Annotated in this window: 14 protein-coding genes; 12 read left to right on the top strand and 2 right to left on the bottom strand. The window is 47.9% G+C overall.

Annotated elements, in window-relative coordinates:
- The first annotated feature begins 84 nt into the window (after positions 1–84).
- The 5 genes from ftsZ (at position 85) to CI595_RS13755 (ending at position 4462) form a co-directional block, all read left to right on the top strand.
- Positions 85–1272 carry a cell division protein FtsZ gene (gene ftsZ / locus CI595_RS13730; protein ID WP_033139078.1) on the top strand — a complete coding sequence of 396 codons (1188 nt, stop codon included), beginning with the start codon at positions 85–87 and terminating at the stop codon, positions 1270–1272.
- 117 nt (positions 1273–1389) lie between these two features.
- Complete coding sequence (gene moaC / locus CI595_RS13735) at positions 1390–1887, top strand: cyclic pyranopterin monophosphate synthase MoaC (RefSeq protein WP_095174009.1); 498 nt, start codon at positions 1390–1392, stop codon at positions 1885–1887.
- Between the two features lie 25 nt (positions 1888–1912).
- A complete protein-coding gene (locus CI595_RS13740; protein ID WP_095174345.1) occupies positions 1913–2404 on the top strand; it encodes a MogA/MoaB family molybdenum cofactor biosynthesis protein in 492 nt (163 codons plus the stop codon).
- A 402-nt stretch (positions 2405–2806) separates the two neighbouring features.
- Positions 2807–3301, top strand: a complete 495-nt coding sequence (locus tag CI595_RS13750) for an RNA polymerase sigma factor (RefSeq protein ID WP_242986856.1) — start codon at positions 2807–2809, stop codon at positions 3299–3301.
- Positions 3302–3313: 12 nt separating this feature from the next.
- A complete protein-coding gene (locus tag CI595_RS13755; RefSeq protein ID WP_095174016.1) occupies positions 3314–4462 on the top strand; it encodes a DUF4179 domain-containing protein in 1149 nt (382 codons plus the stop codon).
- 541 nt (positions 4463–5003) lie between these two features.
- Here CI595_RS13755 and CI595_RS13760 read toward each other — a convergent pair.
- Positions 5004–5870, bottom strand: coding sequence for a shikimate dehydrogenase (locus CI595_RS13760; RefSeq protein WP_095174346.1), 867 nt, complete (start codon positions 5868–5870; stop codon positions 5004–5006).
- A gap of 158 nt (positions 5871–6028) precedes the next feature.
- Between CI595_RS13760 and aroD the strand changes: the two genes are divergently transcribed.
- From aroD to sigE, 3 genes are all read left to right on the top strand, one after another.
- A complete protein-coding gene (gene aroD / locus CI595_RS13765; protein WP_095174018.1) occupies positions 6029–6790 on the top strand; it encodes a type I 3-dehydroquinate dehydratase in 762 nt (253 codons plus the stop codon).
- A gap of 227 nt (positions 6791–7017) precedes the next feature.
- Positions 7018–7905, top strand: coding sequence for a sigma-E processing peptidase SpoIIGA (locus tag CI595_RS13770; RefSeq protein ID WP_162291880.1), 888 nt, complete (start codon positions 7018–7020; stop codon positions 7903–7905).
- 87 nt (positions 7906–7992) lie between these two features.
- Positions 7993–8697 (top strand): RNA polymerase sporulation sigma factor SigE, encoded by a 705-nt coding sequence (sigE, locus tag CI595_RS13775; RefSeq protein WP_225305410.1) that lies wholly within the window; start codon positions 7993–7995, stop codon positions 8695–8697.
- Between the two features lie 295 nt (positions 8698–8992).
- Here the strand turns inward: sigE and CI595_RS13780 are convergent, their stop codons facing one another.
- Entirely contained in the window at positions 8993–9748 is a 756-nt protein-coding gene (locus CI595_RS13780) for an IclR family transcriptional regulator (protein WP_095174022.1), read from the bottom strand.
- Between the two features lie 290 nt (positions 9749–10038).
- Here CI595_RS13780 and eda point away from each other — a divergent pair, with 290 nt between their 5' ends.
- The 4 genes from eda (at position 10039) to CI595_RS13800 (ending at position 14235) form a co-directional block, all read left to right on the top strand.
- Positions 10039–10674, top strand: coding sequence for a bifunctional 4-hydroxy-2-oxoglutarate aldolase/2-dehydro-3-deoxy-phosphogluconate aldolase (gene eda / locus CI595_RS13785; RefSeq protein ID WP_065540998.1), 636 nt, complete (start codon positions 10039–10041; stop codon positions 10672–10674).
- Positions 10675–10946: 272 nt separating this feature from the next.
- Complete coding sequence (locus tag CI595_RS13790; protein ID WP_095174024.1) at positions 10947–11972, top strand: sugar kinase; 1026 nt, start codon at positions 10947–10949, stop codon at positions 11970–11972.
- A 233-nt stretch (positions 11973–12205) separates the two neighbouring features.
- Positions 12206–13228, top strand: a complete 1023-nt coding sequence (locus CI595_RS13795; RefSeq protein WP_095174027.1) for a sugar kinase — start codon at positions 12206–12208, stop codon at positions 13226–13228.
- A gap of 752 nt (positions 13229–13980) precedes the next feature.
- Positions 13981–14235, top strand: coding sequence for a YlmC/YmxH family sporulation protein (locus tag CI595_RS13800; protein ID WP_065544604.1), 255 nt, complete (start codon positions 13981–13983; stop codon positions 14233–14235).
- Positions 14236–14437: the final 202 nt, after the last annotated feature.

Raw genomic sequence — 14437 nt, forward strand, 5'->3', positions numbered from 1 at the left:
CATGAAGAAGCAGCGAAGTGGAGTTAAAAAACCGCTTTACAACATACGAGGGAAGCTAAAGGAGGAAGTACTTTGTTAGAGATAATGACAAACGAAGCTGAATCATCTGCAAAAATTATAGTGATTGGTGTAGGTGGAGCTGGTAATAACGCAGTTAACAGAATGGTGGAAGAGGCTATCGGCGGAGTGGAATTCGTCGGAGTCAATACAGATAAACAGGCCTTGACCTTATGCAAGGCACCGACTGTAGTGCAGATCGGTGAGAAGCTGACAAAAGGGCTTGGTGCAGGCGCAAAACCGGAAATCGGTGAAAAAGCCGCTGAGGAGAGCATCGAGGAGATCAAACAGGTACTGCAGGGCGCAGATATGGTATTTGTCACCTGTGGTATGGGCGGCGGAACCGGAACAGGTGCCGCACCGATCGTGGCAGGCCTTGCAAAAGAAATGGGTATCCTGACCGTAGGCGTTGTCACAAAACCTTTCCGTTTTGAAGCTAAGACCCGTATGACAAACGCACTGACAGGTATTGAAAAGTTAAAAGAAAATGTGGACACACTGATCGTCATTCCAAATGACCGTCTGCTGGAGATCGTAGACCGCCGGACAACTATGCCGGAAGCGCTCAGAAAAGCAGATGAGGTACTGCAGCAGGCCGTACAGGGCATTACAGACCTTATCAACCTGCCGGCACTGATCAATCTGGACTTCGCAGATGTTCAGACTGTCATGATCGACAAAGGTATCGCACATATCGGTATTGGTGAAGGAAAGGGCGACGACAAGGCCATGGAAGCTGTACAGCAGGCCGTATCCAGTCCGCTTCTGGAGACCACTATCGAGGGTGCTTCCCACGTTATCATCAATGTATCCGGAGATATTTCTCTTATGGATGCCAACGATGCAGCCAGCTATGTACAGGATCTCACCGGAGAAGATACCAATATTATCTTTGGTGCCCTGTATGATGATAAAGAAGCTGATTATGTCAGAATTACTGTTATCGCTACCGGACTGGATGATGAGACAGCAAGAAAACCAAGCGTGAGCAGAGACAAAAAAGCAGCGAGACAGGAGGAACCGGTTCAGCAGCAGACACCGGTACAGCCGCAGCAGCAGGCACCGGCATACAGCCAGCCTCAGCAGCAGCCGGCATTCAAGATGCCGTCCTTCCAGCCGCAGCAGGGCTTCGGAAGTACACAGCAGGGTACATTCACAAGTAATGTGCCGAAAAAGGATATCCAGATTCCGGATTTCCTGAAGAACAGAAGATAAGCATTAAAATCACACAGGATAAAAGGGCAGTCCGGGAATTATTGCGGACTGCCTTTCGTGTATCAAAAGAGCCGTGTACCCTTACTTTCAGGGCGGGTGCGGCAGAGGAGAACAGCTATGGATAACAAGGGACTGACCCATTTTGACGGGGAAGGCAATGCGATCATGGTGGATGTGTCCGGCAAAAATGTGACAAGCCGCACAGCCACGGCCAAAGGCAGCATCCATGTAAACCGGGAAGTTATGGACGCTGTGGTGAATCACACAGCCAAAAAAGGCGACGTGCTGGGAGTGGCAAGAGTGGCCGGGATCATGGCGGTAAAGCAGACATCATCCCTGATTCCCATGTGCCATACACTGCTGATCAGCAAGTGCAGTGTGAACTTTGAGACAGACCGGGAGAACCTGACGATCACCGCCTTTTGTACCGTTCAGGTGGAGGGCAAGACAGGGGTAGAGATGGAAGCCCTCACAGGAGCCAGCGTGGCCCTTCTCACGATTTATGATATGTGCAAGGCCATTGACAAAAGCATGGTCCTGTCAGAAATCCATCTGGTGGAGAAAAAGGGCGGCAAAAGCGGGGATTTTTATTTTGGGTCTGATAAAAAGAAATGATATAAAAAAGATTGGGGGAATTTTTATGAGAAGAGCAGCAGTGATAACATCAAGCGACAGCGGTTATGCAGGAGAGAGAGAGGATATGAGTGCACCTGTCATCTGTGACATTCTGGAGAAGGCAGGCTATCAGATTACATATAAGATCCTCCTTCCTGATGAGAGAGGGATGTTAAGCCGTGAGATGGCAAGGCTGGCAGATGAAAACATCGCGGACCTGATCCTTACCACAGGCGGAACCGGCTTTTCACCCAGAGACTGCATGCCGGAAGCCACTATGGATATCTGTGAGAGACAGGTGCCCGGTATTCCGGAAGCCATGCGGGCATACAGTATGCAGATCACCAAACGCGCCATGCTGAGCCGCCAGGCAGCAGGCATCAGAAAACAGGCACTGATCATCAACCTTCCGGGAAGCCCTAAGGCAGTGAGAGAATGCCTGGAATATATCCTGCCGGAATTGGAACACGGCCTGGATATCCTTCAGGGAACTGCCCACAACTGCGCTAGAACTTGACCATGGAGGACAGGCGTCTGCACAGCGGCCAGAACAGAAAGTTATAATAGCTTGAAAATAGACAGGGATGTGATACGGCAGCCAGGACCAGCCGTAGGACATCCCTTTTTTTTATAAAAATCTTGTAACTGTTCAATACCCTCACAGTTACAGGCAAAAATCCATGCAGAATCGCCTTTGACCATGGATTTTTGCTTGGCGTGGTACACTTTCTTACGGTCAGCGCAGTGAATGCGCAGATCTACGGAATAGTTAAAAAATATTTCATATGTGCACCCAAACACCCTCCGGATCCGTCTAATGTATGTAAAAGACAATGAACCGGTTCAAAATATACAGCCAGTGTACCGCTCCCAAAAGGGAAATGCCTATGGGCAGGACGCTGACAGAGAGGAGACCAGCATGTGGCTTGTAAAAAAGGCCCAGAGAGGGGATGCCGATGCTTTTGTGGAGCTGATCGAGCAGAATAAACAGGCGATGTATAAAATAGCCAGAAGCTATCTGAGCTGTGAGGCGGATATTGCGGACGCTATGTCTGAGGCAGTGCTTTCGGCTTATGAGCATCTAGGAGAACTTAAATCTGCTGCGTATTTCAAAACCTGGCTCACCAGAATCCTGATCAACTGCTGCAAAGACATCCTGCGGCAGCAGGGCAGATGCACCGTAGTGGAACAGGTGCCTGAAGAAGGAGCGGTGGAAGAAATGAAAAGCGACAGCGGATTCACAGACCTGGTACAGGAGCTTCCGAAAGATTTCCGGATGATATTCGTCCTGTACTACGGGGAAGGCTTCTGCACCAGAGAGATAGCGGAGCTGCTTGACATCAGCGAAAATACAGTAAAGAGCCGTCTTAGAAGAGGACGGATGAAGTTGAGCGATATCTTACAGCATCAATAAAGGAGGCACACTATGAAGTATACAGAAAACGAAATGAAACAGATCCTGGAACAGGAGATAGAGATACCGAAAAAAGTGGATGAACGCCTGCAGGACACCTACAGCCGGATCCGTACCCAGAACAAAACAAGAACCACCCATGCCAAAAAATCCTGGCGGAAAATAACGGCAGCCGCGGCAGTGGCAGCCCTCACCTTGACTGTGACCGGCGGTACAGCGGCAGCGGCCTACATCTCCGAGCACACAGATTTCTTCCAGGGCATGTTTGGAAACACTACAAAATCCTCCCAGGAACACACCCAGGTCCTTGCTGACCCTGACAAAGATGACGGCATGATGGCGGACCTCCCCGGCAAAGAATACGTTCCGGTAGATGAGGAGAAAGCCGATGCACTCATAGGAGGCAATGTAACAGAGGTTAACATCACAAAAGAGATCGGTGGCCACACCCTCACCATTGAGAACATCGTCACAGACGGAAATGGCATGCTCATGTCTATGACACTGGAAAAACCGGGCGGAGTCACTGCACTGTACGCGGACGATGAGACAAACCGTACAAAAGGCGCCTATTTCTCCCCGGAGTCTAACTTCTCTTTCTTTATAGAGGACCAGAACGGAATCCCTTCCGGTGAATTTATGTATGTAGACACAGAAAAAAGCACACCTGACAAATACTACATTTACGATTATATGATATGGGGCAGCACAGAGAGCACCCCCATACAGCCCAGACTGCACATTTACACCTATCCCGTCACTTTGGGCGAGCTCCAGGAGATTAACGAGACAGACACGGAAAAGAGGGGTCAGATAGAAGTCACAGAAGATTACGTGGACCTTCCCCAGTGTGAAAACGTCCCCATGCAGTCACTGAATCAGGATGATACCTGGATATGCTCCTATTCCCCCATCTCCATGAGCATCAACATGTCCGCCCAAGCCCCCGAAGAAGAGGCCCAGGACCCATACTGCATCAAATACATCGAACTCAAATACAAAGACGGCACCAACTACACTATCTTTAAACAAGATGAACTGGACAACACCGGCTACATCTGCGGCGTAGACACTGAATTCCGCCTAACCTACAACCGCATCGTAAACCCCGACGACATCTCCCAGATCATCATCAATGACAATGTTTACGATATCAACTGATCGAATCACCCACACAAAAGAATTTAACAAAACAGCATCAATCAATATCAAAACCTAAAATACAAAGAGTTGATCTCCTTTTTCCGGAAATCAACTCTTTTTTAACAGCAAATTAAATTCATCAAATCAATAAAAGTAAATCAACCATCCCCAAAATCAAATAGATACCCTCAAAATAAATGTTCAAAAACACATTTCGCCAAATACATTCCTCCCGCCCAATACATTCTTTCCCTCATATGGAAGTACACTCCCCACCATACAGAAAACCATCCGTCGCCACTACCAGGAGAAAGGGAGGGCCAGGGGGCCGGGATGCCTCTTTAGTCAGGCGAGGTTAAGCGGAGTGAGTCGAAGATCCACCTGCCCCAGACACTTGGTGAGGAAGCCTTTGCTGACGAATCTAGTGACTGGGAGCAGGTTAGCTGAGACGCACGGAGCCTCGAGCAGGACTAAAGAGGCATCCCGGCCCCCTGGCCCTCCCTTTCTCCGTCCGTGAGCCACCAATGCAATGCAGCCCCCGCAATCCACGAATCAACTCTTACCTCCCCAATTTCTCCCGAACAACCTCCACCGGCATCTCCCTCCCCGTCCATATCCGAAACGCCTCCGCTCCCTGATACAACAGCATAGCATACCCATTAAACCCCTTACACCCAGCCTCTTTTGCCATCCGCAGCAGCCGCGTCTCCCACGGATTATACACAATATCCCCCACAGCCAGTCCTTCATGCAGGTAATCCTTTCCGGGCAGAATACACCCTTCCTCATCCGGTGCCATCCCCACGGAAGTAGCATTCACAAGCAGCACACTCTCCCTCAGACTTTTCTTGAGCCGGTCTTTATCCTCATTATCACAGAGCAGGATCTCACACCCCGTCTCCTTTTTTAGACGCCGGATCAGGTCTTTCATCCGGGGCAGATACTTGCTGGTCATTCTGGCAAATACATAAATCCTGCCGGCCCCGTCAAGCGCCGCCTGTGTACAGATAGCCGTGGCAGCCCCTCCAATCCCCATGAGCGTAATACATTTTCCCGCCACATCAATATCCTGTTCCCTCACGGCCCGCATAAATCCAATGCCGTCCGTGTTATGCCCAATCAGCTTTCCCTCCCGGTTCTCTACAGTATTGACTGCGCCGATCAGCCTTGCGGCAGGGGACAGCTCATCCAGATATTCCAATATCTTATTTTTATTGGGCATAGTCAGATTAAATCCCTTTACGTGGAGCGTACGAAGTCCTTTTACCGCATCTTCCAAAGTCTCCTCATTTACATCAAAACAAAGATAGACAAAATCAAGTCCCAGAGCCTGGAAACTGGTATTATGCATCATAGGGGAAATGCTGTGTTTCACCGGGCTTCCCAGTAGTCCGGTAAGCTGTGTATATCCTGTAATTGGTATCATCATTTTTCATCCTTTCCTGGTGTGTTTCTTTATGTTCTGTCGTTCGTTCCATACAGCAGATATCTGCATTAATTTAAAGTGTAAAAGGAAACTTCCATGGTGTCAAGAGAAAAAGTATGCTATAATAGCGGCAGAAATCACCAGGAGGAGAAAGAATCATGAAAACCGTAGAGATAAAAGGTATTAAGATCGGAGAAGGAATTCCAAAAATCTGTATTCCTCTTACAGGAAAAACAAAAGAAGAGCTCATAAAAGAAGCAGAAACCGTGAAAAATATGAAACCGGATTTGGTCGAATGGCGCGCAGATTGTTATGAGGAGGGAGAGAACAGCGAAAATAGTTTGGAAATGTTGAAAACGATTCGCGGTATTTTTGACACGATTCCCCTTCTTTTTACCTTCAGAACCGACAAAGAAGGAGGTGATCGTCCCATCACCTGTGCGGATTATGTAAATCTTCTGGAAAATGCCGCCAAAACCGGCTTTGTGGACCTGATTGACGTGGAGGCTTTTTTTGACACAGCTAAGACAAAAAAACTCATAGAAAGCCTCAAAGAGTGCGGTGTCTTTGTGGTTGCCTCCAACCATCATTTTCACAGGACTCCTTCTATAGAAGAGATGGTAAACAGGCTGGAGACTATGGATGGTTTCGGAGCTGATATTTTGAAGCTGGCTGTTATGCCAAAAAGTGAGGAGGACCTCATGTCTCTTTTGACAGCAACGGTCATGATGAAGAAAAGGACAGACAAACCGGTCATCACCATGTCCATGGGAAAAGCCGGAGTTCTAAGCCGTCTCTGCGGTGAGACAGCAGGGTCAGCCGTCACATTTGCAGCGGGTATGAAGGCTTCGGCACCGGGTCAGATTCCTGCTGACAGGATGCGCAGGACCCTTGCCCTTCTTCATGAAAGCTTTACATAAAAAGGATAACATAACAAGAAAAAACGGGACCAAAACTGTCGAAAAGATTTTTGATTCGTCCAAGCGGTTTTGACAAAATAAACACCCCCTATCGCCTATAATGAACATTACTTATTCCAGATAAGTATGCAGCGGAAAGAATCACTGCGCATGCAGAGTTACAAATTGCGCGTGTTGCAGTCTTTCTGCTGTCATGAATGAGTCATACAAGGTTTAGGGGGTGTTTTGTGTACTACGAATTTTACATTGACGTTTTTTTCGTAGTCAATCTGGTAATGGATTTTTTGCTGCTGCGTCTGATAAACCGGGTGCTGAAGGGGACTGCCACTCCTCTTCGTTCTCTGGCAGGTGCGGCGCTGGGAGCTGCCGGTATCTGTGTGATCACACTGCTGCCCTTATCGTCCCCCTACGTGCGGGTATTGCTTTCACATGGAATTTTGGGTGTCCTCATGGTGTGGGTGGGCTGCTGCTGCAGATCATGGAGAAAATTAGTAACAGGGCTTTTGCTGCTGTACGGTTTTTCCTTTCTCACAGGAGGAATCCTTACTGCCCTGCCGGGAAGCACAAAGGAAGGCTTACTTACGTTTTGTTTCATCACCACAGCCACTTACTGGATTCTCATCTTAGGAATGCGACTCTTGGAATACTTAAAAGGAAAAAGCTCCGCCATATGCGAAGTCACTATCTTCGCGGGCGGCAAATCAGTGAAAGTCAAAGGACTGTATGATACTGGCAACAGGCTGCGCGACACACTCACCAGAAAACCGGTGAGCGTGGTGGAATACGGGAGGTTTGAGGAGCTTCTTGGCGATGACCAAAAGGCTTCTTTTGAGAGGCTTCTTGGAGGGACCGGGAGCACAGAGGATATCTGTGCCCAATCGGTGCTGGCCTTTCATCCCCATTATATTTCATACCGCAGCGTGGGGCAGGATAATGGACTAATGCTTGCCGTCACTGTAGATGAACTATATGTATCAGCAGGAGAAGATGGCAGTGTGGTAAAACATGCAGTTTTAGGGCTTGCAGGGAACCAGCTTTCCACTGCCGGAAACTTTCAGATAATCGTCAATCCGTGCATCGTGAACGCAGAACAGTACGGGGTCCTGCATTCATGAGGGCACTGCAAAAGTCAGAAATCGCTTTGACAGTTTTAGGGAGGAGCATAAATGAATATGGAAGCAGCAGCAGAGAGAAAAGTACAGATGCCTGTTTTTTCGGGGTTTTCCAATATTATATTCAGAAGAGGGGAAGAAATTCATTATATCGGAGGGGCAGAGGTCCTTCCGGCGCCTTTGGACGCAGAGGCAGAGGCGGAAATGATAGGAAAATTACAGACAGAGGACAATGCGGATGCGAAATCCCGTCTGATTGAACATAACCTGCGTCTGGTTGTGTACATTGCCAAGAAATTTGATAACACCGGGGTAGGGGTGGAGGATTTGATCTCGATAGGAACTATAGGACTGATCAAGGCCATCAATACCTTTAACCCTACAAAAAAGATCAAGCTGGCAACATACGCGTCCAGATGTATTGAAAATGAGATTCTTATGTATCTCAGACGAAACAGCAAGACAAAGATGGAAGTTTCCATTGATGAACCGCTGAATGTGGACTGGGACGGCAATGAACTGCTCCTGTCCGATATTCTGGGAACCGATGAGGATGTCATTTACAGGGGAATAGAGAGTGAAGTAGAGCGCTCCCTTCTGGGGAAGGCCATTGGAAAGCTGACCAAAAGGGAACAGACCATTGTGCGCCTGCGTTTTGGCATCAATATGCCGGACGGCAGAGAAAAGACGCAGAAGGAAGTGGCAGATCTTCTGGGCATCTCCCAGTCTTACATATCCAGGCTGGAAAAGCGCATCATGAAGAGATTGAAAAAAGAGATTGTGAGATACGAATAAAATAGCATTATTTTGAAGGCTATGGCATAAAAGTATCTGCAGCAAGATTTTAGTGGATTTACAGAACAGCCGTCTATGATACGGAAAAGCAGATCTGTTGGGGTTTGCGTTTTCCATTCCTAGACGGCTGTTTTGTTTCATATGTTTTTGAAATGTAACTGTTCAGTACCCTCACAGTTACAGGCAAAAATCCATGCAGGATCGCCTTTGGCGATGGGATTTTTGCTTGGCTGCGGAATGCTTTCTTACGGTCAGCGCAGTGAATGCGCAGATCTACGGAATAGTTACTTTGAAATCACATATTCTGCTGGATCTCCCGTTTTTCTTTCAGTATGATTTCTGCAAGCTGGGCAATCCGTTCATCCGACATTCTGGCAGCCGGAGCGGAGATCGAGAAGGCATAGCGGGCCCGCCCTTTATAATCAGGAAGGCTGACTGCAATGCAGCGTACACCAAGTTCGTTTTCCTCATCATCCAGTGCATATCCTCTTTTTCTGACTTCCTCTATTTTTTCCTGAAACCGGGAGTAATCCGTAATGGTGTGTGGGGTCAGACGGATAATACTGCTTGCATTCCAGAAACGGTGTATTTGTTCCTCATCCATGTCTGCTGCCATGGCTTTTCCAACCCCTGAACAGTAGAGAGGGATCCGGTTGCCCACCTTGGATACCATGCGGACAGAGTTCTGATACGATTCTTCTTTATAGATATAGACAGCCTCCGCACCGTCAAGCTGGACAAAATGTACGGTTTCTCCTGTTTTTTCAGAGAGAATTTTCAAATGAGGGCGTACGATCTCCAGGATGTCCATGCGGCTTAACAGCCGGTTGGAAAGGCTTAATACTTTTAATGACAAATCATATTTCTGGGTGTCTGTGTCCTGTTTTACATATCCCATGTAAATAAGGGAGCAGAGCAGCCGGTGTACCGTGCTTTTGTTCAGGTCAAGCTGCCGGCTTAAATCTGCCAGCGCGATAGGACCGTCACATGCCAGGGTTTCCAGGACCAGAAAAAGCCTGTCAGCCACCTGAATGGGATTTTTTTCTTCCATAATATATTCCTGCCTTTGGTTATTTTTCACGAATAGGCTTTGGCGTTATTGTAACACTTTCCCATTCAGGAAACAACCGGAATTTTTTTTCATTTTTCTCTTGACAATCTGAGCCGGAGGAGTATAATTCAAGATAAAGATATCACAATACGAAACGGAGTTTCATAATGTGGAATCATAAAGGCGAATAGGTAAAAGTGATCCGAACGAATCGGATAAAGCAGCATAGCTGCAATTTCACGCAGGGCGGATGGAAAACCCTGTATGTGGATTGAAAAAAGGAGGAAATTATGAACGCGATCTTAGAACAGCTTTCAAAATTCGGTGTTGTTCCGGTAGTTGTATTAAATGAAGTGAAGGATGCGGAGCCGCTGGCAAAAGCATTATGTGAGGGAGGTCTTCCCTGTGCGGAGGTAACATTCCGTACTGCAGCGGCAGAGGAATCTATCCGTACCATGACAGAGAAATTTCCGGAAATGCTGGTTGGCGCAGGCACTGTATTGACTACAGAGCAGGTGGACCGTGCAGTGGCAGCTGGTGCAAAGTTCATCGTCAGCCCCGGATTTGACCCGGAGATCGTTGACTACTGCCTGGACAAAGATATTTTAGTCCTGCCCGGATGCGTAACGCCTTCCGAGGTGGCGCAGGGGGTTAAGCGCGGTTTGAAAGTGCTGAAATTCTTCCCGGCTGAACAGTACGGCGGTGTGTCTACCATCAAGGCTATGGCGGCAGCATATGTGGGAATCAAGTTTATGCCTACAGGCGGAATCAATCCTAAGAATGTAAAAGACTATCTGACTTGTGATAAGATCTTTGCATGCGGCGGAAGCTGGATGGTAAAAGGCGATTTGATCGCAGCAGGAGAATTTGATAAGATCAAAACCCTCACAGAGGAAGCCGTTGCTCTGGTGAAAGAAGTAAGATAGGGAAAAAGCCCGGAATCGTTATCATGCGGTCATTGACTGGCGTTACTGTACACTCCGTGTCCAGTAACACGCTTCGCGATGCACAGATATGGAGCATTCTGCCCTATATCGCGCTGGCTGCGTCGGGATTTTCATGCTTCCGGCATGAAAATGCCTCCCGGTACAGTGGCCTGTGTACAGTAACTGACTGGCTGCAGAATAGAAAAACTATGAAGAGCTGTGTGTTTTCACAGAGAAAATAATATAGGATTTATGGCAAAGGAGAAATAAAAATGGCAAAAAGAGTAATCACATTTGGTGAGATCATGTTGAGACTGGCTCCGGAAGGATACTATCGTTTTGTACAGGCAGATACCTTCGGCGCAACATACGGCGGAGGAGAGGCCAATGTGGCTGTTTCCCTTGCAAACTACGGGTTTGACGCAGCATTTGTCACGAAGCTGCCAAAACACGAGATCGGACAGGCAGCTGTCAATTCTTTGAGAAAATATGGTGTAGATACAACAAAGATCGCACGGGGCGGCGACCGCGTGGGAATTTATTTCCTGGAGAAAGGCGCATCTCAGAGACCCTCTAAGGTTATCTATGACCGTGCCGGCTCCTCGATCGCCACAGCAGAATCCTCTGATTTTGACTGGAAACATATTTTCGACGGCGCTGACTGGTTCCATTTTACAGGAATCACACCGGCCTTAAATGATGAAGTGGCAGCCATCTGTCTGGAAGCCTGCAAAGCCGCAAAAGAGGCAGGCGTGACCATTTCCTGTGACTTAAATTACAGAAATAAACTGTGGTCCAAGGAAAAAGCCGGACAGGTTATGGGTGAAATCTGTAAATATGTGGATGTCTGCATAGCTAACGAGGAAGATGCTGCCGATGTATTCGGCATTAAGGCTGCCAATACAGATGTTACAACCGGTACCGTAAACCATGAGGGCTACAAAGATGTTGCAAAGCAGCTGGCTGACCGGTTCGGTTTCTCAAAAGTTGCCATTACACTGAGAGAGTCCCTGTCTGCAAATGACAATAACTGGTCCGCTATGTTATATGACGGAAATGATTACTTCTTCAGCAAAAAATACAAAATGCACATCGTTGACCGTGTAGGCGGTGGTGACAGCTTTGGCGGCGGATTGATCTGCGCATGTTTAAACGGCTATGATGCACAGTCCACCATTGAGTTTGCAGTAGCTGCTTCCTGTCTGAAACATTCTATTGAGGGTGACTTCAATATGGTTTCCATGGATGAAGTATCCAAACTTGCAGGCGGAGACGGTTCAGGACGTGTCCAGAGATAAGGACAGATGAAATAGTTATAAATGATAGCCCTTTTGCCATGGGTGAACATTTAAATAAAAATGGGATGTTGTGAAAACAGCATCCCATTATTAATACAATGGAAAGCACATGCTGCGGACTTCCATTGCCCTAGGTGGTTGTGGATGGGTTCTGCCTGTAACTTTTTGGGTGCTGAGTCGTTACGCGGCGTTCTGTTAAGTAGAATCAAGGATGATTTAGGGAGGGTTTTAAGATGAAAAAAGATTTTGATTTGCTTTCATTGGGAGAGATTTTGCTGAGGCTGTCACCGCCGGATAATGAGAGGATTGTGCGCGGTGAGACATTTCAGAAGCAGGTGGGCGGTGCAGAGCTGAATGTAGTGTCCGGCGCTTCTCTTCTGGGTCTTAGGACGGGGATGATATCCAAGCTGCCGGATAATGCGCTTGGAGTCTACGCCAAGAATAGAGTCCGTTTCTGTGGGGTAAGTGATGATTATCTGGTGTATGATGAGGAGCCGGATGCAAGGCTGGGAATTTATTACTACGAAAACGGGGCTTATCCAAGAAAGCCCAGTGTGGTCTATGACAGGCGCCATGCATCTTTTTGCAAGATCAGGGTGGAGGAACTGCCGGAGGAGATGTTTGCGAGTACAAGGTGTTTCCACACCAGCGGCATTACCCTGGCTTTGGCGGAGAATACCAGGAATACTGCGGTGGAGATGATCAAGAGGTTTAAGGAGAACGGGGCGATCATTTCTTTTGATGTGAATTTCCGGGGGAATCTTTGGACTGGGCCTGAGGCGAAGGAATGTATTGAGAAGATTCTTCCTTATGTGGATATTTTCTTCTGTTCTGAGGATACGGCACGATTGACGTTTTTGAAGGATGGGGATGTGAAGTCTATTATGAAGAGTTTTACGGAGGAATATCCTATTTCTATTGTGGCGTCCACACAGAGGATCGTGCATAGCCCTAAGGTGCATACGTTTGGGTCTGTGATCTATAATGCGAAGGAAGACAGGTATTATGAGGAGGAGCCGTATCGGGATATTGAGGTTGTGGATAGGATTGGAAGCGGGGATGCTTATATATCGGGGGCGCTTTATGGGCTGCTGGCACATGGGTTTGACTGCCGGAAGGCGCTGGAGTATGGGGATGCGACCAGTTCGGTGAAGAATACTATTCCGGGGGATCTGCCTTCTTGTGATCTGAAGGAGATTGATAGGATCATACGGAATCATAAGGGGGTAGGGGGACAGGTGGAAATGGAGAGGTGATGGGTGAGAGGGGACGGTCAAAGGGAAAGGCCGCCAGGGGCAGCAGACCGGCAGGGTTCCTTCTGGCAGATGCCTCCGTCGGCAAGTCTTGCTAAGAAAAAAATGAAGCCCCGGACAAGGCACCGGGCAGAACCGCAGTCCAGCCTTTATGGCTGAACTGCTCAACTGCCCTGAAATTTCGGATGGTAACCGAAATTTCTCCTTGTCCGGGGCTTCATTTTTTCCTAAGCAAGTCTACGCCTCCTACGGAACATCTGCCAGAAGGAACCCTGCCGGTCTGCTGCCCCTGGCGGCCTTTCCCTTTGACCTGAGAGCGTAGAGGGGGGGATAAAGCTGAGAGCATAGTGCCATAGGTGACCCAGAGAGCGAAGAGAGGAAGATGAGGGTCAGAGCATAGTGCCATAGGTGACCAGAAATCGAAGAGGGGAAGATAAAGCTGAGAGCATAGTGCCATAGGTGACCAGAAATCGAAGGGGGGAAGATAAAGCTGAGAGCATAGTGCGATAGGTGACCCAGAGAGCGAAGAGAGAAAGATAAAGCTGAGAGCATAGTGCGATAGGTGACCCAGAGAGCGAGGAGAAGAAGATGAGGCTGAGAAGTAGTGCGGAGAGGGATGTTGAAAGTGTAGGATGGGTGGTAAGTCTGAGTGTGTAGGGTAAGGGGAGGAAGTGGATGGAGTGTTGGGAAGAAAGTGGAAAATGGACGAGGTGGAGGGCATAGGATAGGTAATAAGGGTGAAATTTGGTGGGATTATGCGGGTTTGTGATTTGAAGCAGAAGGAAGTTATTAATATTTGTACTTGTAAGAGTCTGGGGTGTCCATTGGATGTGGAGTTTGATCCTAAGACGGGGTGTTTGACGGCTATTATTGTGCCGGTGCCGGGGAAGCTTTGTGGGTTGTTTGGACCGGTCAGTGAGTATGTGATTCCTTGGCAGTGTATTAGACAGATTGGTGAGGATATTATTTTGGTGGAGATTAAGGAGGAGAAGTTTCTGAAGAAGGAATAAGGTAAAGTCTTTGTTTGTGTGGAAACGTGGATTCTGGCGAATCAGCCGTCGCTTTTGTGGGTTTTGCAGGGGAGGGTCTCGGTCTGGCTGTTTGACTTGAGCTTTACAAAAGAAGGGAATTTTGCGCTGTTTCTTTGGGATTTCCTGTGGGTGGTGTGATTCGCTGTGTAACAGTGCTTTTGTGATCAATGCGGTGTGTCTG

Origin of the sequence: Blautia hominis, assembly GCA_002270465.1 — a bacterium.
In the GTDB taxonomy this organism is placed as follows: Bacteria; Bacillota; Clostridia; order Lachnospirales; family Lachnospiraceae; genus Blautia; species Blautia hominis.

Bases quoted from the DNA above. Each gene is read 5' to 3' on its own strand.
- ftsZ (WP_033139078.1), top strand. From the start codon at position 85: ATGACAAACGAAGCTGAATCATCTGCAAAAATTATAGTGATTGGTGTA.
- moaC (WP_095174009.1), top strand. From the start codon at position 1,390: ATGGATAACAAGGGACTGACCCATTTTGACGGGGAAGGCAATGCGATC.
- CI595_RS13740 (WP_095174345.1), top strand. From the start codon at position 1,913: ATGAGAAGAGCAGCAGTGATAACATCAAGCGACAGCGGTTATGCAGGA.
- CI595_RS13750 (WP_242986856.1), top strand. From the start codon at position 2,807: ATGTGGCTTGTAAAAAAGGCCCAGAGAGGGGATGCCGATGCTTTTGTG.
- CI595_RS13755 (WP_095174016.1), top strand. From the start codon at position 3,314: ATGAAGTATACAGAAAACGAAATGAAACAGATCCTGGAACAGGAGATA.
- CI595_RS13760 (WP_095174346.1), bottom strand. From the start codon at position 5,870: ATGATACCAATTACAGGATATACACAGCTTACCGGACTACTGGGAAGC.
- aroD (WP_095174018.1), top strand. From the start codon at position 6,029: ATGAAAACCGTAGAGATAAAAGGTATTAAGATCGGAGAAGGAATTCCA.
- sigE (WP_225305410.1), top strand. From the start codon at position 7,993: ATGCCTGTTTTTTCGGGGTTTTCCAATATTATATTCAGAAGAGGGGAA.
- CI595_RS13780 (WP_095174022.1), bottom strand. From the start codon at position 9,748: ATGGAAGAAAAAAATCCCATTCAGGTGGCTGACAGGCTTTTTCTGGTC.
- eda (WP_065540998.1), top strand. From the start codon at position 10,039: ATGAACGCGATCTTAGAACAGCTTTCAAAATTCGGTGTTGTTCCGGTA.
- CI595_RS13790 (WP_095174024.1), top strand. From the start codon at position 10,947: ATGGCAAAAAGAGTAATCACATTTGGTGAGATCATGTTGAGACTGGCT.
- CI595_RS13795 (WP_095174027.1), top strand. From the start codon at position 12,206: ATGAAAAAAGATTTTGATTTGCTTTCATTGGGAGAGATTTTGCTGAGG.
- CI595_RS13800 (WP_065544604.1), top strand. From the start codon at position 13,981: ATGCGGGTTTGTGATTTGAAGCAGAAGGAAGTTATTAATATTTGTACT.